The organism is Streptomyces gobiensis (assembly GCF_021216675.1).
Classification (GTDB): domain Bacteria; phylum Actinomycetota; class Actinomycetes; order Streptomycetales; family Streptomycetaceae; genus Streptomyces; species Streptomyces gobiensis.
This window is the reverse complement of record NZ_CP086120.1, coordinates 4,203,183-4,220,003: the sequence shown is the minus strand read 5'-3', so window position 1 is coordinate 4,220,003 and position 16,821 is coordinate 4,203,183. Positions and strand designations below refer to the sequence as shown.

The 16,821-nt window shown below is 68.5% G+C and carries 13 protein-coding genes, 2 pseudogenes and 1 CRISPR repeat array (1 of these 16 cut by a window edge); of the genes and pseudogenes, 7 read left to right on the top strand and 8 right to left on the bottom strand.

Annotated features, from left to right (window positions below; all coding sequences use genetic code 11):
- Positions 1-67: 67 nt before the first annotated feature.
- Positions 68-296: pseudogene (locus tag test1122_RS19755) on the bottom strand (IS5/IS1182 family transposase); the annotation flags it as partial.
- A gap of 31 nt (positions 297-327) precedes the next feature.
- On the opposite strand from test1122_RS19755, the gene test1122_RS19750 reads away from it, so the two are divergent.
- Complete coding sequence (locus test1122_RS19750) at positions 328-1,023, top strand: AAA family ATPase (protein WP_422397089.1); 696 nt, start codon at positions 328-330, stop codon at positions 1,021-1,023.
- Positions 1,024-1,069: 46 nt separating this feature from the next.
- Here the strand turns inward: test1122_RS19750 and test1122_RS19745 are convergent, their stop codons facing one another.
- Positions 1,070-1,480 carry a Fur family transcriptional regulator gene (locus test1122_RS19745; protein ID WP_232270494.1) on the bottom strand — a complete coding sequence of 137 codons (411 nt, stop codon included), beginning with the start codon at positions 1,478-1,480 and terminating at the stop codon, positions 1,070-1,072.
- Between the two features lie 194 nt (positions 1,481-1,674).
- On the opposite strand from test1122_RS19745, the pseudogene test1122_RS19740 reads away from it, so the two are divergent.
- The 4 genes and pseudogenes from test1122_RS19740 to test1122_RS19725 form a co-directional block, all read left to right on the top strand.
- A pseudogene (locus test1122_RS19740) lies at positions 1,675-1,925 on the top strand (transcriptional repressor); the annotation flags it as partial.
- A gap of 41 nt (positions 1,926-1,966) precedes the next feature.
- The gene (katG, locus tag test1122_RS19735) at positions 1,967-4,198 is read left to right on the top strand and encodes a catalase/peroxidase HPI (RefSeq protein ID WP_232270493.1); all 2,232 of its coding nucleotides are present in this window, start codon (positions 1,967-1,969) and stop codon (positions 4,196-4,198) included.
- 325 nt (positions 4,199-4,523) lie between these two features.
- A complete protein-coding gene (locus test1122_RS19730) occupies positions 4,524-5,819 on the top strand; it encodes an ATP-grasp domain-containing protein (RefSeq protein ID WP_232270492.1) in 1,296 nt (431 codons plus the stop codon).
- The gene (locus tag test1122_RS19725) at positions 5,812-7,836 is read left to right on the top strand and encodes a CocE/NonD family hydrolase (RefSeq protein WP_232270491.1); all 2,025 of its coding nucleotides are present in this window, start codon (positions 5,812-5,814) and stop codon (positions 7,834-7,836) included. The genes test1122_RS19730 and test1122_RS19725 overlap by 8 nt, the downstream gene beginning before the upstream one ends.
- On the opposite strand, the gene test1122_RS19720 is transcribed toward test1122_RS19725, so the two are convergent.
- The gene (locus test1122_RS19720; protein WP_232270490.1) at positions 7,827-8,531 is read right to left on the bottom strand and encodes a DUF2267 domain-containing protein; all 705 of its coding nucleotides are present in this window, start codon (positions 8,529-8,531) and stop codon (positions 7,827-7,829) included. The two genes, test1122_RS19725 and test1122_RS19720, sit on opposite strands and share 10 nt — an antisense overlap.
- Before the next feature lie 128 nt (positions 8,532-8,659).
- Here test1122_RS19720 and test1122_RS19715 point away from each other — a divergent pair, with 128 nt between their 5' ends.
- Complete coding sequence (locus test1122_RS19715) at positions 8,660-8,971, top strand: hypothetical protein (protein WP_232270489.1); 312 nt, start codon at positions 8,660-8,662, stop codon at positions 8,969-8,971.
- Positions 8,972-8,994: 23 nt separating this feature from the next.
- On the opposite strand, the gene test1122_RS19710 is transcribed toward test1122_RS19715, so the two are convergent.
- From test1122_RS19710 to test1122_RS19690, 5 genes are all read right to left on the bottom strand, one after another.
- Positions 8,995-9,906 carry a glutaminase gene (locus test1122_RS19710; RefSeq protein WP_422397020.1) on the bottom strand — a complete coding sequence of 304 codons (912 nt, stop codon included), beginning with the start codon at positions 9,904-9,906 and terminating at the stop codon, positions 8,995-8,997.
- Between the two features lie 263 nt (positions 9,907-10,169).
- Positions 10,170-10,640, bottom strand: coding sequence for an ATP-binding protein (locus tag test1122_RS19705; RefSeq protein ID WP_422397019.1), 471 nt, complete (start codon positions 10,638-10,640; stop codon positions 10,170-10,172).
- Between the two features lie 284 nt (positions 10,641-10,924).
- Positions 10,925-11,692, bottom strand: a complete 768-nt coding sequence (locus test1122_RS19700; protein WP_232270488.1) for an enoyl-CoA hydratase/isomerase family protein — start codon at positions 11,690-11,692, stop codon at positions 10,925-10,927.
- Between the two features lie 61 nt (positions 11,693-11,753).
- Entirely contained in the window at positions 11,754-12,992 is a 1,239-nt protein-coding gene (locus test1122_RS19695) for a L,D-transpeptidase (protein WP_422397018.1), read from the bottom strand.
- A 153-nt stretch (positions 12,993-13,145) separates the two neighbouring features.
- A complete protein-coding gene (locus tag test1122_RS19690) occupies positions 13,146-13,304 on the bottom strand; it encodes a hypothetical protein (protein WP_232270487.1) in 159 nt (52 codons plus the stop codon).
- Between the two features lie 186 nt (positions 13,305-13,490).
- Between test1122_RS19690 and glgX the strand changes: the two genes are divergently transcribed.
- The gene (gene glgX / locus test1122_RS19685; protein WP_232270486.1) at positions 13,491-15,824 is read left to right on the top strand and encodes a glycogen debranching protein GlgX; all 2,334 of its coding nucleotides are present in this window, start codon (positions 13,491-13,493) and stop codon (positions 15,822-15,824) included.
- A 37-nt stretch (positions 15,825-15,861) separates the two neighbouring features.
- Positions 15,862-16,821: direct repeats of the CRISPR family, unit length 29 nt; unit sequence GGGACCATCCCCGCATGCGCGGGGAGCAG; it runs 350 nt beyond the window's last position.

The window sequence follows — 16,821 nt, the reverse complement described above, 5'->3', positions numbered from 1 at the left end:
ATCAGTCACCCGCAGACCCGCCACCGGCTGGCTGGCCCGAACTCGCGGCTAGACTCAGTCTCTTGGGTCAGCGTCGGGTACAGATGAGGATGGCGGCGAGGTGGAGTGCGGCCTGAGGCGGTGGCGAGTTGGTCGGTTCGCATCGCTGGGCCGCGCCATTACTTGTGGCGGTTGGCCGTCTGATCAGTGGGCTGCGGGATGACTGCGCGGATGCCGCAGCGGCGGAGGGGTCCGCGGAGGGCACGGAATGAGTAGGCGAGGTCCGCGAGGACGGCCTGCGGCCGGGTCCTGAGCCTGCGCGCATTACGGTCTCTGTGTGTGTACGCCATGACGAGCGGTGAGTCGGTGGGGGTAGTGGTGCGGGAGCTGTCGGGCTCTGCTGCGGTGGGGTCCGCCGTGGTGGCGGGGCCGTTGTGTGGCGAGGGGACCGGTTCTCTGCGGTCCGGTCCGGTCATACGGGATCTGCGGGGCAGAGCGGGGCGTACGCCTCGGAACCTGGCCTTCCAGGAGGGTGACCTGGTTGTGGTCTCCGGTCTGCCAGGCAGCGGCAAGAGCACGCTGATCGAGCGGGCGGTGGCGGTGTCCCGGATCGACTCCCAGGACAGCCGGGACCGCTGGGCGCTGCGGATGCCGCGCTTCCTCCCGTACGCCGTGTACCGCCCCCTGGTACGGCTCGCGCACTACGCCGGGCTGTGGCGGGAGCTGCGCTCCGGCGGGAGCGTCGTCGTCCACGACTGCGGCACCCGGGCCTGGGTGCGGCGCTGGCTGGCCCGGGAGGCGGCACGGCGCGGCCGGGGCCTGCATCTGCTGCTGCTCGATGTGCGGCCGGAGGCCGCGCTCGCCGGCCAGCGGGAGCGGGGCCGGGGCGTCTCGCGGTACGCCTTCGCCCACCACTGCCGGGCGGTGGGGCGGCTGGTACGGGACGCCGAGCGGGGGCGTGTTCCGGTGGGGTGCGTGTCGGTGGTGCTGCTGGACCGGGGCGCGGCGAGTCGGCTGCGGGCGGTCGGTTTCGAGACGTCGTGATCTGCGGGTGCCCCACGGGCGTATCCAGGTCCGCAAGGAAACGGTTCTAGGCGCAGGATGGGCACAACCCGCGGTAGGTGACCTCGACCTCGGACACCGTGAAGCCGAACCGTTCCTCCGTCGGGAGGTCGGCGAGCAGATCGCCGGTGGGGTGGACATCGCGGATGGTGCCGCAGTTGGAGCACACCAAGTGCTGGTGCGGGTGGTGTGCGTTGGGGTCGTAGCGCTTGGCGCGGCCTTCGGGGGAGACCTCTATGACCTCACCGAGGGAGACCAGCTCGCCCAGGGCGTTGTAGACGGTCGCCCGGGAGATCTCAGGCAGCCGCTGCGCCGCGCGGGCGTGCACTTCGTCGGCCGTGAGGTGCATGTGTTCGCCGTCGAGGACCTCCGCAACGACACGCCGCTGGGAGGTCATCCGCCAGCCACGCCCTCGCAGTCGCTCCGGCAGGTCACTCATATCGGTGCACCTATCCAGGTTCGGTGGAATACGCGAAGTTCACCCGTGGACGTCCGAGTTCCCATTGGATACAGGCCTGATGCGCTTCTTGACTTAGACCCTGTCCATCGTAGGATCGGTTCCGGCAATAGCCAAGGGGGCAGGAAGACTCCAGTACGGCGGGAGACAGGACGTGACGGGACACCGCCGAGGAGCTGCGCGGTGCCGACTTGCGGGGTACGGCCGCCAGCGTCACGCTGCTCGAGCTCGTCCGGGACGGTGATCACCTCGGCGTCGAGGCGGGGACAACCACCAACACGTCGTGTGCCGGTCGTGCGGTGTCATCGCCGACGTCAACTGCGTTCGACGAGGCCCCTGTTGCCTGATCGCGTCCGACGGCCACGGCTTCCCGATCGACGAGGCCGAGGTCATCTACTGGGGCCTGTGTCCCGACTGTTCACCCGCAGTTCATGAGCACCGTGATCCGCCTGGTCCGGAAGGATTCCCATGTCTGAGAACCATGATGCAATCGTCACAGACGCGAAAACGGAGGGTGCGGATGGCTGCCCGGTCGCGCACGGGCGCGCCCCGCACCCGACTCAGGGCGGCGGAAACCGTCAGTGGTGGCCTGAGCGGCTCAACCTGAAGGTTCTCGCCAAGAACCCCGCCGTGGCAAACCCCCTCGGCGAGGAGTTCGACTACGCCGAGGCGTTCAAGACCCTCGATCTCCCGGCAGTGAAGCGGGACATCGCGGAAGTGCTGACGACCTCGCAGGACTGGTGGCCCGCCGACTTCGGGCACTACGGCCCGTTCATGATCCGGATGGCGTGGCACAGCGCGGGTACCTACCGGATCAGCGACGGCCGCGGCGGTGCCGGAGCCGGCCAGCAGCGCTTCGCCCCCCTCAACAGCTGGCCGGACAACGGGAACCTGGACAAGGCTCGCCGCCTGCTGTGGCCGGTCAAGAGGAAGTACGGCCAGAGCCTCTCGTGGGCCGACCTCATGATCCTCGCCGGCAACGTCGCCCTGGAGTCCATGGGCTTCAAGACGTTCGGCTTCGGCGGCGGTCGTGCGGACGTCTGGGAGCCCGACGAGGACGTCTACTGGGGCCCCGAGACCACCTGGCTCGGCGACGAGCGCTACACCGGCGACCGTGAGCTGGAGAACCCCCTCGGCGCGGTCCAGATGGGCCTCATCTACGTCAACCCGGAGGGCCCGAACGGCAACCCGGACCCGATCGCCGCGGCCCGCGACATCCGTGAGACGTTCCGCCGGATGGCGATGAACGACGAGGAGACGGTCGCCCTGATCGCGGGCGGCCACACCTTCGGCAAGACCCACGGCGCGGGCCCGGCGGACAGCGTCGGCCCCGACCCCGAGGCCGCCCCGCTCGAGGAGCAGGGCCTCGGCTGGAGGAACTCTTATCGCACCGGCAAGGGCGGCGACACGATCACCAGCGGTCTCGAGGGCACATGGACGAACACCCCGGTGACCTGGGACAACAGCTTCTTCGAGATCCTGTTCGGCTACGAGTGGGAGCTGTTCAAGAGCCCCGCGGGTGCGCACCAGTGGAGGCCGAAGGACGGCGCCGGGGCAGGCACCGTCCCCGACGCCCACGACCCGTCGAAGAGCCACGCCCCAACGATGCTGACGACCGACCTCTCGCTCCGGTTCGACCCGGCCTACGAGCAGATCTCGCGACGCTTCCTCGAGAACCCCGCCGAGTTCGCGGACGCCTTCGCCCGGGCGTGGTTCAAGCTGACCCACCGCGACATGGGCCCGATCGTGCGCTACCTCGGCCCGGAGATTCCGGCCGAGACGCTGCTGTGGCAGGACCCCCTCCCCGCGGTGGCGCACGAGCTCGTCGACGCCGAGGACATCGCCTCTCTCAAGGGCCGGATCCTCGCCTCAGGCCTGTCGGTGTCCCAGCTCGTGTCCACCGCGTGGGCGTCGGCCTCGTCCTTCCGTGGCAGCGACAAGCGCGGCGGCGCCAACGGTGCGCGCATCCGCCTCCAGCCGCAGAGCGGATGGGAGGTCAACGACCCCGACCAGCTGGCGACAGTGCTGCACACCCTGGAGGGGATCCAGGAAGCCTTCAACGCCGCCCAGACCGGCGGCAAGCAGGTCTCGCTCGCCGACCTGATCGTGCTCGGCGGGTGCGCGGCCGTCGAGAAGGCCGCCAAGGACGCCGGCGTCGACGTCGAGGTCCCCTTCACGCCGGGCCGCGTGGACGCGTCGCAGGAGCAGACCGACGTGGAGTCGTTCGCCGCGCTCGAGCCGGCCGCCGACGGGTTCCGCAACTACCTCGGGAAGGGCAACCGGCTGCCGGCCGAGTACCTGCTGATCGACCGGGCGAACCTGCTGACCCTGAGCGCCCCCGAGCTGACCGTCCTCGTCGGTGGCCTCCGTGTCCTGGACGCGAACTACCAGCAGCCACCGCTCGGCGTCTTCACCACGACTCCCGGGTCTCTGACCAACGACTTCTTCGTCAACCTGCTCGACCTGGGCACGACGTGGAAGGCGACGTCCAAGGACGCGAACACGTTCGAGGGCCGCGACGCCGCCACGGGCGAGGTCAGGTGGACCGGCAGCCGTGCCGACCTCGTCTTCGGGTCGAACTCCGAGCTGCGCGCGCTCGCGGAGGTCTACGCGAGCGATGACGCGAAGGAGAAGTTCGTAAACGACTTCGTCGCGGCGTGGCACAAGGTGATGAACCTCGACCGGTTCGACCTCGTCTGATCATGACGTCCAGGTCGGCCTGCGCTGGCCGACCTGGACCTGGCGACCGGATGGATCAAGAAACTGAGCCCGAATCCCCAGGTCGAGGGAGTCATCGCTGCCAGGGCCAGCATGAACGTCACATACGAGGAGACCGCCCGCGGCGGCCTGGCGGTCAACATCATCGAGTGCTGAGGCCCAGTGCTGAGGCCCAGTGATGGGGCCCAGTGCTGAGGCACGGTCCAGCTCCTCCCGCACAGCGGTCACCGTCCGGCATGTATCGCCGAACGTTTGATCGCCGTGATCAGGGCAAACCGGGTTACGGGGGCTCCGCTAGGAGGCCTGGATGGAGCACGCCAACATATTCGTGCTCGGGCTCGAGGAGAAGAGCCACGAGACATTGCGAGATGTGTCGAACGCCGCGAGCTACCGGTTCCACGCACTGCTGAGCCGGGAGGAACTGCAGTACAGCAAGATCCCGGTGTCCGAGCTGCTGGACCGGGCGCAGCGGCAGCTCATGGCGTTCGAGGGGAAGATCGACGCGATCGTCGGCTACTGGGACTTCCCGGTCAGCACGATGGCGCCGATCCTGTGCCGCCGTTTCGGGCTCCGGGGGCCCAGCCTGGAAGCGGTTCTGAAGTGCGAGCACAAATACTGGAGCAGGCTCGAACAGCAGAAGGTGATCGAGGAACATCCCCGGTTCGCGCTGGTCGACCTCGATCGTCCTGCCCATCCGCCGGAGGGCTTGCGGTATCCGCTGTGGGTCAAACCGGTCAAGTCCTACGCCTCCCAGCTCGCCTACCGGGTGGAGGATGACGAGCAGTTCCGCACCGCGGTAAGGGAGGTCCGGGAAGGCCTGGGCCAGATCGGCCAGTCGTTTGAGTACATTCTCCGGCAGCTCGACCTGCCGCCCGAGATCGCCAAGGCCGGTGGCCAGGCGTGTCTGGTGGAGGAGTCGCTGTCCGGCGCGCAGGTCACCGTGGAGGGCTACAGCCGCGAAGGGCACATCGACATCTACGGGGTGGTGGACTCACTCACCTATCCCGGCAGGTCCAGCTTCCTGCGGTATCAGTACCCGTCCAAGCAGCCGCCCCATATGCTGCGGCGGCTGGAAGACGTCTCAAAACGCGTGATGGCGCAGATCGGGCTGGACAACTCGACGTTCTGTATCGAGTACTTCTGTCATCCCGAGGAGGGCAGCATCAGCCTGCTGGAGATCAACCCGCGGCACTCCCAGTCCCACGCCTGGATATTCGAGCAGGTCGACGGAATCCCCAACCACCACTGCATGATCAGCCTCGCGTTGGGCGTGGACCCGCGGCTACCTTTCCGGCAGGGCCCGTACGCGCTCGCGGCCAAGTGCTTCCTGCGCCACTTCAGTGACGGGCGGGTCCGGCACCGGGCCACGGACGAGGACATCGAACGGCTGCAGCGGGAGATCCCCGGAGTGGAGGTGATCTATGCCGTCGATGAGGGCAAGCGGCTGTCCGAGCTGCCACAGACCCACGACAGCTACAGCTACGAGCTCGCCCACATCGATGTGGCGGCAGTCGACGAACGGGAACTGGAGCAGAAGTACGACCGCTGCGTGGCGGCTCTGGACTTCCGCATCGAAGACGACGAGGAGGGCAGTCATGCGTGAGGTGACCTCACTGCCGTACCCGGTCAAGGAGGAAGAACACCTGTGGATTCCGCTGTCGGACGGCACCCGGCTCGCGGCCCGTATCTGGCGGCCGGTGTCCTCCGATGACGAGCCGGTGCCCGCGATCCTCGAGTACATCCCCTATCGCAAGCGGGACCTCACCGCGGTGCGCGATTCCATCAACCACCCCTATATGGCAGGGCACGGTTATGGATGCGTACGTGTCGACCTGCGCGGTACCGGCGAGTCCGAGGGGGTGCTCACCGACGAGTACCTGGAGCTGGAACTGCGTGACGCGGAAGAGGTCCTCGCCTGGCTCGCCGACCGGCCATGGTGCGACGGGCACACCGGCATGATGGGCATCTCCTGGGGTGGCTTCAACGCCTTGCAGGTCGCCGCCCGGCAGCCGCCGAGCCTGGGCGCCATCGCCATCGCCTCCTTCACGGACGACCGCTACTCCGACGATATGCACTTCATGGGCGGCTGCCTGCTGTCGGACAACCTCTCGGAGGCGTCCACCATGTTCGCCCACACCTCCTGCCCGCCCGACCCGGCACTGGTCGGCGAGCGCTGGCGGGAGATGTGGCTGGAAAGGCTCGCGGACAGCGGCCTGTGGCTGCATGAGTGGCTGCAGCACCAGCGGCGGGACGACTACTGGCGGCATGGCTCGGTGAACGAGAACTACCAGGCGGTACGGTGCCCGGTGTTCGCCGTCAGTGGATGGGCGGACGGATACTCAAACGCGGTCTTCCGGCTGATGGAGCATCTCGAGGTCCCGCGCATGGGCCTGATCGGACCGTGGTCGCACAAGTACCCGCATCTGGGGGAGCCGGGACCGGCCATCGGGTATCTGCAGGAAGTGGTGCGCTGGTGGGACCGCTGGCTGAAGAACATCGACAACGGTGTGACGAAGGAGCCGATGCTGCGCGTCTGGATGCAGGACAGCATGCCCCCGTTCACCGCGTATGTGGAACGCCCCGGCCGCTGGGTCGGTGAGCCCTCGTGGCCGTCCCCGCACACCCGGCTGACCGAGTACCCGCTCTCCCGGTACCGGGTCCGCGAGCCGGGAGAACAGATCGAGGAGGAAGAGATAACCGTTGAGTCACCGCTGTCGGTAGGGCAGTTCGCCGGAAAGTGGTGCTCCTACGCCGCGCCCCCCGACCTGCCCTACGACCAACGGGAGGAGGACGGCGGCTCACTGGTGTTCAACAGCGATGTACTCAGCGAGCCATGCGAGATTCTCGGCGCCCCCGTCGCGCAACTGGAGGTCGCGGTCACCGAACCCATCGCGATGGTGGCCGTCCGGCTGTCCGATGTATCCCCGGACGGTCGCGCGACCCGGGTCACCTTCGGGATGCTGAACCTCACCCACCGCAACGGCGACAGCACCCCGGAACCTCTGGAGCCCGGCCGCCGTTACCGGGTGGACATCCAGCTCAACGGCGTGGCGCAGCTCTTCCCCGCCGGCCACCGGATCCGGCTGTCGCTGTCCACCTCCTACTGGCCAGTGGCCTGGCCACCACCGCGGCCGGTGCGGATGAGCGTATTCGCCGGGGCCAGCCAGCTGGTGCTGCCGGTACGGCCGATCACCGAGGCCGACGAGGTGACGCCGCACCCGTTCGATGAGCCGGAAGGCACACCCCCGATCCGCACCACCAAGATCAAGCCAGGTGAGGAGAAGTGGACCGTCTCACGTGACCTCGTCAGGTACCGCTCGGCGCTGGAGGTGGTGAAGGACGCCGGGGTCGTACGGTTTGAGGACATCGACCTGGAAGTGGGGCGCCGTGTGTACCAGCGGTACTGCTGGCTGGCGGATGACTTTGAGTCGGTGTGGGGCGAAGTGGTGGGGACGATGACATTCCAGCGGGGTGACTGGGAGGTCCGTACCGTCACGCGCACGTACCTGTCCTGCACCAAGGATGAGTTTCTGCTCCACGCACAGCTCGACGGATATGAGGACGCCCGCAGGGCTTTCTCCCGCAACTGGGATCACGTCATCCCCCGCGATCACCTGTAAGCCTCGATGGCGACGTCAATACGGTCGGCCAGCGTCAGGTCGAGCTCGGTGACCGCCTCCGCGGTACGGGTACGGGTACGGAGGATGAACGTCATGCCCTCACCGGTCTGCTCATAGTCGATCCGGTGGTTCAGCTCCGCCGCCTCCCGCTGGACCCGGTCCAGCAGCTGCGCCAGCCGGTCGTCCGGCAGCGTCACCGTGCGGAGCAGCCGGTGGCCGTCCCCGCTCCAGGCGGGACGCAGCCGCAGCGCGGTATCCAACTCGCTGGGGGTCAGCGGTGCCGGGGCGCCGGTCGCGGTGCTCATCCGCTCGGGACAGGGATCCGGCGGCGAGAACAGTTCCCTGAATTCGGTCGGCAGATGCGCCAGGATCTCCCGCGCCAGCTCCGGTTCTGCTTCGGCGATCCGGGAGAGCACGGTCCGGGCGATATACCGGACGTGTTCGGGCGTGCCTCCCACGTAGCCGCTGATCTCCTCCAGCAGCTCGGCGTTGCCGCCGCCCACGGTGGGGACGGCGGCGAACGCGGCATCCCGCTCGGGCCCCGGCACCGCCTGCCGTAGCCTGCGCCGCTGGGGGATATCGAGCCGCCGGGCCAGCGCGGCCACCGTAACCCGTACGGCTTGGGCCGCTTCCTCGGTACCGGCGAGCCGCGCCCGGGCAGCGACCTCCTCGACCAGCCACCGCTGGGCGACCATCGCGCGCCTCCCTGCTGGATCCGCTGATGACTGCGTGGCTCAGAAACAGTCCCCGTCGCGGTACCCACCGGGCCGCCGCCTACACGAGTCCCGCCGGACTGTCAGTGGCCCCGCCTAGGCTCCCGGATATGAGTCACGCAGATGTCCGCGAGCTGCAGACCGCGCTGCACACCGCGTCCGATATCGCCTTCGCGCTGGAGGGCACCCCATCCACCGGCCAGCTGGCGGAGGTCTCCGACGCCCTGCGCCGGGCACTGGCCACGGTACGGACGCTGGAGGCCGAACACGGCGGGGCGACCGGATGCCGTGAGCATCCACGCGGGGCGGTCGATCCGCTGTACGGCGACCAGGAGGACCCGCTGCCGCCCACCTGGGGCAAGTGCCTGCTCTGCAATGACCGCCGCCGCAGAGCAGGCACCGGCCGACGCACGGCACGCTGAGCGCGAACCCGGTCAGGACCCGGTCAGAAGACCGACCAGTCGGAGCGGCTGGTGAAGTCCTCCAGTGCGGCCATCGCGCCCACCGAGTTGCCGACCGCGTCCAGTCCCGGGCTCCAGGCACAGATCGCGCCCCGGCCGGGGACGATGGCGAGGATGCCACCGCCGACCCCGCTCTTACCGGGCAGGCCGACGCGGTAGGCGAACTCCCCCGCGGCGTCATAGGTGCCGCAGGTGAGCAGGACGGCGTTGATCCGTTTGGCGTCGCCTCGGCCCAGCAGCCTGCTGCCATCGGCGCGCAGCCCGTGGCGGGCGAGGAAGCTGCCCGCCAGTGCGAGGTCACGGCAGTCAGCGCTGATGGAGCACTGGGCGAAGTAGTGCTCCAGGACCTCCTCGACCTCGTTGTGGAGGTTGCCGAAAGAGGCCATGAAGTGGGCCAGCGCCGCGTTGCGGTGGCCGTGCCCGGCCTCAGAGGCGGCGATGGCGTGGTCCGTGTCGATGGACATATTGCCTGATTCGGCGCGCAGGAAGTCGACCACGGCGCCCCGGGCGTCACCGGTCAGGCTGAGCAGGGCGTCGGTGACCACGAGGGCACCCGCGTTGATGAACGGGTTACGCGGGATGCCGTGCTCGGACTCCAGCTGGATCAGTGAGTTGAACGGGTTGCCCGAGGGCTCCCGGCCGACGCGCTGCCAGAGTGTGGTGCCGCCATGGGAGAGCGCCAGCGCGAGGGCGAAGAGCTTGGAGACGCTTTGGATGGAGAAGGCTTTACGCCACTCGCCGACCCCGTGCACCTCACCGTCCACGGTCGCCAGCGCCATCCCGAAGTCAGCGGGATCGGCGCAGGCCAGCGCGGGAATGTAGTCAGCGGGGGCGCCCCGCCCCAGCACCGGCCGAGCCGCCTCCATCGCCTCACTCAACAACTCTCCATAGTCCACACCCCCCATTCTCCCGGAACCCGAGTTCACCCACCGTTGTGGGCACTCGGGCCCTCTCCCCACCGTTGTGGGCACTCGGGCCGCCCGAGGGGCGATGGGGGTCCCCCCATGCCCTTAAGGCTATGGGGGAGGGTGGGCACAACACCCGGCCACCGGACCGCACCCGGCCAACCCCGGGCCCCGGGGCGGAGCCCCGGTTACGGGAAGGGGCGGGGCTGGGGAACCCCGCCCCGCCGAACCACCCGCACCGTACCGGCCCCACCTCAGTGCTCGCCGACCCGCATCTCAAACCACGTCGTCTTGCCACGCGGCAACAAATCCACACCCCAGCGATCGGAAAGCTTGTCCACCAGGAACAGGCCACGCCCACTCGTATCGAGGTCATGCACCGGCAGCAGACAGGGCAGCCCCCGCGAGGGGTCACGCAGCTCGATGCGGATCCAGCCGCGGCGGCAGGACATACGCAGTACAAAGGTATGGGCGCCAGTGTGCCGCACGGCGTTGCCCACGAGCTCGGAGACGAGGAGTACGGCCTGCTCGGTGAGATGGCCCGGTAGGTGCCAGCGTCCGTGGAGGACGGACTCGGCCATCCGCCGGGCACGGCGGGCGGACTCCGGACGGTTGGGCAGATGCACCTCGCCAAAGGTTAGGTCTCCGACCCAATGGACGGCGTTGGTCACCATTTCGCTCTCGAGCGTCGACACCCGCGGTGCCGCGTGTTCCAGTCCCGGCATGCCCCCATCATGGCCTGATAGCTAATGCTCCGGGGCCGTACCGAGTGAATCCCCGTCGGCCGACCGTCGGTTACCAGCCACTACAAAGGCATATGCCGAAGGCAGTCACATAGTCCACTCACCCTGACGACCTGCGGTAACGCCCGGTGCGCAGTTGATCACCAGGGGTCGCTAATCGGCCTGTATTTAAGGCTTCCTTAAGGTTTAGCTAAGGCGGAGACAAGACACGAACGGACGTACCGGCTGTTGTTGACGGACATCCGTCAACAACAACCAGCCATCGGTCAGCGGAACTTGGCCTTGCCCGGCCCCTCCTCCACAAAGCTGCGCATGCCGATGTCCCGGTCCTCGGTAGCGAACAGACCAGCGAACCAGTTGCGTTCAATCGCGAGCCCCGTGTCGATGTCCGCTTCAAGGCCAAAATCGACCGACTCCTTGGCGGCGCGCAGCGCGATGGCGGGCCCCGCGGCCAGCTTGGCTGCCCAGGCGTGCGCCTGCGTATAGACCTCCTCGGCCGGGACAACCCGGTCGACAAGCCCAATGGCGAGCGCTTCCTCGGCCTTGACCTGGCGCCCGGTGAAGATCAGATCCTTGGCTCTGGACGGGCCGACCAGCCGGGACAGTCGCTGGGTGCCGCCCGCACCCGGGATCAGCCCCAGCAGGATCTCGGGCTGGCCGAGCCTGGCGTTCTCCCCGGCGATCCGGATATCGGCGCAGAGCGCCAACTCACATCCGCCGCCCAGCGCGTAACCGGTGACCGCGGCCACCACGGGCTTGGGGATACGGGCCACGGCGGTGAAGGAGTCCTGCAGCGCACGCGACCGGGCGATCATGGCCGCGTGGTCCATGTCCCGCATCTCCTTGATGTCCGCGCCCGCCGCGAACACCTTCTCGCCGCCGTAGATCACCACGGCCCGTACATCGTCGCGCCGGGTCACCTCCGCGGCCAGCTCAAACAGCCGGTCCTGGGTGGCGATATCCAGCGCGTTCATCGGAGGACGGTCCAGCCGGATGGTGCCGACACCGTCGGCGACTTCGAGATTCACAGTCATGGCGGCAGGGTAACGCCCGTTAACGAACGTGTCCCCTGCCGCCGCCTGTGATGTGCCGCGCTTACTGGCTGGCGCCCCACTGGCTCCAGTCCATGTTCCAGACATTGAGGCCGTTGTCCGGAGCGATGACCTTGTCCTGGGAGTTCTCCACCTCGACGACATCGCCGAGGATCGAGTTCTTGAAGAACCAGGCGGCCGGAGTGGACTTGTCGTTACCGCCCCGCTTGTCGAAGAGCCCCACACAGCCGTGGCTCGTGTTCGCCGAGCCGAAGGTCGCCTTGCCCGCCCAGTAGTTGCCGTGGATGAACGTGCCGGACGTGCTCAGCCGCATTGCGTGCGGCACATCCTCGATGTCGTACTCACCGCCGAAGCCCACGGTGTCACCGTTCATCCGGGTCACCTTGTGCTTCTCACTGATCACCATCTTGCCGTTCCATGTGGTGCTCTTCGGCTCACCAGCGGTGATGGGAATGGTCTTGACCGTCTTGCCGTCGCGCTGGACGACCATCGTCTTCTTCTTCGCGTCAACCGTGCTGACCTGGCTGCGGCCGATGGTGAACGACACATCCTTGTGCTGGCTGCCATAGACCCCGGACGCACCCTCAACACCGTTGAGCTTCAGGCTCAGTGTGACCTTGGTACCAGGCTTCCAGTACTCCTTGGGCCGGAAGTCCAGCCGCCGGTTGCCGAACCAGTGACCCTTGATCTCCACCTTCGGTTCAGCCGTGACCTCGATGCCGTTCGCAACGGCCTCCCGGTTGGCGATGGCTCGGTTGAAATTGATGGACACCGGCATACCGACACCCACCGTGGAGCCATCCTCGGGGGTGAAGTAACCAATGAAGCTGTCCTTCGCAACGATCGTCGTAAAGGTCGAGTTCTTGGCCGACTCGCGGCCCTCACTGTCCTTGGCGACCGCATCCACGGTGTACTTCGTCGCGGTGGCCAGCTGGCGCTCCGGCTCCCAGGCCGCGCCCCCCTTGACGATCTCCCCCGCTACCTCGTTGCCCTCGGAGTCCTTGACCCGGACCGAGGTCAACTTCCCCTTCACCGCAGTGATCTTGAGCGCGCCCGAGGTGGCGACACCCTCCGCGCCATTCTCCGGGGCTATCGTCACGACCGCCTCGGAGGCCTCCTCATCCTGCCCGCTGCTCACGGTACCGGTCCTGGCCTTGTCCGCTGCGGAATCGCCGCCGCAGGCCGTGACCATCATCAGCAGCGTCCCCAGCAGGAGGGCCAGCAGCCCACTCCTCAGTGCTGGCGAACCGCCGCCCCCCGTACGTATACCCCACACAATCAAGATGACTTTCTCCCCTCGCGCAGCCCGCCCCGGCGGCGCCCCGACGCGCGACCCGCGCCTTTTCCCGGTTAGATAACCACACAGCCAGGTCAGGGAGGTACACAGGAAATCCAGTTGTGACAGCTCCAGGACATTTACGCCGACGAGGTCCCCTCAGCTCAGCGCTGACCCGCCCACCTCCAGCGGCCCCGAGGCCCGTACCCCCTTCGCCCCGTCCACCGGCGTCACCCGAATGGCCTCCGCGTGCGGACTCGGTTCGGCCACCAGTCCACACACCGCCAGCATCACCAAGGCCACCGTCAATGCCGCCATCCGCGGCCATCGCACCGTCACAACGCCTCAAACGATCTTGCTCAGAGGGGTGAACCGGGTCGATCACGCGTGTGAATGGCATGGCCCTTTCGGGAAGAATCGGGAAGAGGACTGGGCGACAGACCCCTGCGGCCGGGACACCGCGCACCGCCGCCCAGCCGAGCCGCGAAACGGGGGAGCGTACCTATGTCGCAGGCACCCGAAGACGGGCTGGCCCACAACGAGCGGGCAGCCGTCGCCGCGCCCCCGGTGAACGGCCACCGCCAAGCGGTCACACCGGACCGCACACCACCGCCCGTGCAGGAGGCACCGGCCAGGCTGGTCTGGCCCGGCAGCCCACAGCCACTCGGCGCGCGGTACCGGATGGGCCCTGACGGGGTGGCGGGCACCAACTTCGCACTGTGGGCGGGCGGGGCCGAAGGCGTGGAAGTCTGCCTCTTCGACGACGCCGGTCGCGAGAGCCGCTGCCCACTGACCGAACTCACCCATGAGATCTGGCATGGCTTTCTGCCCGGCGTCCAGCCCGGACAGCGCTACGGCTACCGCGTACACGGCCGCTGGGACCCCTGGTCCGGCGCCCGCTGGAACCCGGCCAAGCTGCTGCTCGACCCCTACGCGCGGGCGGTGGACGGTGACTTCCGGCTGCCCCCCGAGGTGTACGGCCATGTCCGTGACTGGCCACAGCAGCAGCTCGCCGACACCGTACGCGACAACCACGACTCCGCACCGCATGTCCCCAAGGGCGTCGTCATCCACAACAGCGGCCCCGACGACGAATGGCGCGACGACCGCCGCCCCAAGACCCCTTGGGCCGACACGGTCCTCTACGAACTGCACGTCCGCGGCTTCACCATGCGCCACCCCGGCGTCCCCAAACACCTGCGCGGCACCTACGCCGGCCTGGCCCACCCGGCCGCCCTCGAACACCTGACGAAGCTCGGCATCACCGCCGTCGAACTGCTCCCCGTCCACCAGTTCGCCCACGAGGACCACCTGCTGCGCCGCGGCCTGCGCAACTACTGGGGCTACAACTCCATCGGCTACTTCGCCCCACACGCCGCATACGCCGCGCACGGCACCCGCGGCCAGCAGGTCGGCGAGTTCAAGGCGATGGTCCGCGCCCTGCACGCCGCCGGAATCGAAGTCATCCTCGACGTCGTCTACAACCACACCGCCGAGGCAGGGGAACTCGGCCCCACCCTTTCGCTGCGCGGCATCGACAACCGCGGCTACTACCGGCTCGCCCACAACCCCCGCCACTACGCCGACTACACCGGCTGCGGCAACACCCTCCATGTCGTACAGCCCCAGGTGCTGCGCCTGATCACCGACTCACTGCGCTACTGGGTCCAGGAGATGGGCGTCGACGGCTTCCGCTTCGACCTCGCCTCCGCGCTCGCCCGCGCCATGCACGACGTCGACATGCTCTCCCCCTTCCTGGCCGTCATCGCCCAGGACCCGGTCCTGCGCCGGGTGAAGCTCATCGCCGAGCCATGGGACGTCGGCTCCGGCGGCTACCAGGTAGGCGCCTTCCCACCCCTGTGGACCGAGTGGAACGACCGTTACCGCGACGCCGTACGCGACTTCTGGCGCGGCGCCCTGCCCGACGTCCGCGACCTCGGCTACCGCCTCTCCGGCTCCAGCGACCTCTACGCCTGGGGCGGCCGCCGCCCCTACGCCTCGGTCAACTTCATCACCGCCCATGACGGCTTCACCCTGCGCGACCTCGTCAGCTACGAGCACAAGCACAACGAGGCCAACGGCGAGGACAACCGCGACGGCACCAACGACAACCGCGCCTGGAACTGCGGCGCCGAAGGCGAAACAGACAACGCCGACATCAACGCCCTCCGCCGCCGCCAGCTCCGCAATCTCCTCACCACCCTGCTGCTCTCCACCGGCGTACCCATGCTCGTCGCGGGCGATGAACTGGGCCGCACCCAGCACGGCAACAACAACGCCTACTGCCAGGACAACGAGACCAGCTGGCTCGACTGGTCCCTCCTCGACGACCCCGCCTGGCAAGCCCTCTTCGACCTCACCACCCGCCTCATCGCCCTACGCCGCGCCCACCCGGTCCTGCGCCGCAAAGCCTTCTTCTCCGGCCGCCCCCACGCCCCCGGTGGCCTGCGTGACCTGGCCTGGTTCACCCCCCACGGCACGGAAATGACCGAGGCCGACTGGTACGCCCCCAGCTCAACCATCGGCCTCTACCTCTCCGGCCGCGACATCCCCCACCGGGACGCCAAGGGCGACCCCGTCACCGACGACAGCTTCCTGGCCCTCCTCCACGCAGCCCACCACCCCCTCCGCTTCCCCCTCCCGGGCCCACCCTGGGCCACCACCTACGAACTCCTCATCGACACCTCCCAAGAGAACCAACACCACCCCCCAGCCACCCTCCACAAAGCCGGCACAGTCATCGACCTCCCAGAACGCTCCGCCCTGCTGTGGCGTGTAGTCCCCGAACCCGAGCCCCCACGAGCGCGCGGAGCGCCTGCCCCGCCCCGGGGCGTATGACCATCCCCGCTGCACGGGGAGCACGACGACTCCAGGAGGAACCATCCCCGCATGCGCGGGGAGCAGATCCTTCCGGCGGCCGTGCGGCGGTGCGTGGCGGGACCATCCCCGCATGCGCGGGGAGCAGACGGGCTCGAGCCGCTGTGGTCCGCTGGCGCCGGGACCATCCCCGCATGCGCGGGGAGCAGTGCCGGTTCCCCCACTCCGGGATGACATAGCGGGGACCATCCCCGCATGCGCGGGCAGCAGTGGTGGGTTGTCGACTTCGGCTTCACCAACCCGGGACCATCCCCGCATGCGCGGGGAGCAGGCCCCCACCAGCCGGGCAAGATCCCACAGGGCGGGACCATCCCCGCATGCGCGGGGAGCAGTGCCGGTGGAGCTGGCGGATCGCACGGTCGGCGGGACCATCCCCGCATGCGCGGGGAGCAGCCGGTGAGATCGAGATGGGCCCGGTGGCCGCGGGGACCATCCCCGCATGCGCGGGGAGCAGCAGGCGCAGAACCTCGTCTGGTTCCATGCCGAGGGACCATCCCCGCATGCGCGGGGAGCAGACTTTCCTTCCTGGAATACTGCCGATGGGCCAGGGACCATCCCCGCAAGCGCGGGGAGCAGAGGTCTTCGCTGTTGACGACGCGTCCCTAGCGGGGACCATCCCCGCAAGCGCGGGGAGCAGCCCTGCGGCCGCACCCCTTCCCCCTCCCCGCCGGGACCATCCCCGCAAGCGCGGGGAGCAGAGCCTCCAGCTCACCCCGGACGGGGTGGCTGAGGGACCATCCCCGCAAGCGCGGGGAGCAGTCGTTGACCGTGTCCAGCAGGTCGTCGGCTTTGGGACCATCCCCGCAAGCGCGGGGAGCAGGCCTCGCGAATGGAGGACCCGCACGACAGCCCGGGACCATCCCCGCAAGCGCGGGGAGCAGGCGTGGACGGACAGCTGGAAGGCGCTGGCGGAGGGACCATCCCCGCATGCGCGGGGAGCAGCTGGAGACACCGATGG

Coding starts and splice junctions, on each gene's coding strand:
- test1122_RS19690 (WP_232270487.1), bottom strand. CDS start 13,304: ATGGCGGCATTGACGGTGGCCTTGGTGATGCTGGCGGTGTGTGGACTG.
- test1122_RS19715 (WP_232270489.1), top strand. CDS start 8,660: ATGAGTCACGCAGATGTCCGCGAGCTGCAGACCGCGCTGCACACCGCG.
- test1122_RS19725 (WP_232270491.1), top strand. CDS start 5,812: ATGCGTGAGGTGACCTCACTGCCGTACCCGGTCAAGGAGGAAGAACAC.
- test1122_RS19700 (WP_232270488.1), bottom strand. CDS start 11,692: ATGACTGTGAATCTCGAAGTCGCCGACGGTGTCGGCACCATCCGGCTG.
- test1122_RS19745 (WP_232270494.1), bottom strand. CDS start 1,480: ATGAGTGACCTGCCGGAGCGACTGCGAGGGCGTGGCTGGCGGATGACC.
- katG (WP_232270493.1), top strand. CDS start 1,967: ATGTCTGAGAACCATGATGCAATCGTCACAGACGCGAAAACGGAGGGT.
- test1122_RS19730 (WP_232270492.1), top strand. CDS start 4,524: ATGGAGCACGCCAACATATTCGTGCTCGGGCTCGAGGAGAAGAGCCAC.
- glgX (WP_232270486.1), top strand. CDS start 13,491: ATGTCGCAGGCACCCGAAGACGGGCTGGCCCACAACGAGCGGGCAGCC.
- test1122_RS19705 (WP_422397019.1), bottom strand. CDS start 10,640: ATGCCGGGACTGGAACACGCGGCACCGCGGGTGTCGACGCTCGAGAGC.
- test1122_RS19750 (WP_422397089.1), top strand. CDS start 328: ATGACGAGCGGTGAGTCGGTGGGGGTAGTGGTGCGGGAGCTGTCGGGC.
- test1122_RS19720 (WP_232270490.1), bottom strand. CDS start 8,531: ATGGTCGCCCAGCGGTGGCTGGTCGAGGAGGTCGCTGCCCGGGCGCGG.